1 protein-coding gene is annotated in these 1,176 nt (G+C 67.9%); it reads right to left on the bottom strand.

Annotation, left to right across the window (positions count from 1 at the left end):
* Positions 1-1,176 (bottom strand): DNA translocase FtsK (locus tag IP69_RS18815; protein ID WP_248306898.1); only part of this gene is annotated, 1,176 nt, incomplete at both ends.

Here is a 1,176-nt window from a genome sequence, read left to right as displayed (position 1 = left end):
ACCTCGTCCTCGTAGATCGCCTCGCCGGAATGGCGGTCGAAGCCGGTCTGGACGGTGCGGGTGATGACCTCGCCGGCGGCCTTGGCCTCGACCACCCTCGCATTGAAGCCGTCGATGTTGCGCACCGAGAGCTTCGACATCTTCTTGTAGCGCTCCTCCATCTCGCGCACCGCCCATTTCAGCGCGACCACCGCCTTCTTGGGATCGGTGACCACGGGCGTCAGCAAATGCGGAATGCCGTCATAGACCGACAGTTCCAGCATCTTGGGGTCGACCATGATCAGCCGGCACTGCTGGGGGGTGAGCCGATAGAGCAGCGACAGGATCATGGTGTTGATCGCCACGGACTTGCCCGAGCCGGTCGTGCCGGCGACCAGCAAATGGGGCATCTTGGCGAGATCGACGATCACCGGCTCGCCGCCGATGGTCTTGCCCAGCCCCAGAGCGAGCTTGTGCTTGGAGCTCTCGAAATCCTGGCTCGCCAGCAATTCGCGCAGGAAAACGGTCTCGCGCCTGGCGTTGGGGAGTTCGATGCCGATCGCGTTCTTGCCGGGAATCACCGCCACACGCGCCGAAATCGCGCTCATCGAACGGGCGATGTCGTCGGCCAGCGAGATCACGCGGGAGGATTTCGTGCCCGGCGCGGGTTCGAGTTCGTACAAGGTCACCACAGGGCCGGGGCGTACCTGCGTGATCTCGCCGCGAACGCCGAAATCCTCGAGCACGCCTTCGAGCAGCGTCGCGTTTTGCTCCAGCGCGTCGGTTGAGATCGCGGAGGCGGGCAGCTTCTTGGGCTCGCCGAGATAGGTCAGCGGCGGCAGTTCGAACGCGTCGCGATCGAGCAGCGAGGGTTGCGCCTCGCGCTGAATGCGCTTGCCGGGTTTGGGGGCGGGCGATGGGGCTGTCACGCGCGGCGCGTTCAGGTCGCGCAGATCGAGCGGCTCGTCCTCGTCGGTGGCGAAAGCTGGACCGGGTTCGGGCTGTGGCATACGGGTGCCGCGCACCGGCGGCAGCGGCGCCGGTTCGAAAGGCGGCATCGCCGGGCGGCTCGCGGGCTCGCGCCGGACGCTGTCGCTGAACTGCGGCTCGCGGCGCACGCGACCGGCGGCCGGTACAGCCTCGCCGGCCTGGCGTCCCCCGGTTTGAGCGGCCGCGGCCGGCGGCTGCGGCAGGCGG

The organism is Allobosea sp. AAP35 (assembly GCF_001295925.1).
In the GTDB taxonomy this organism is placed as follows: domain Bacteria; phylum Pseudomonadota; class Alphaproteobacteria; order Rhizobiales; family Beijerinckiaceae; genus Allobosea.
This window is presented reverse-complemented; position numbering and strand designations above follow the sequence as displayed.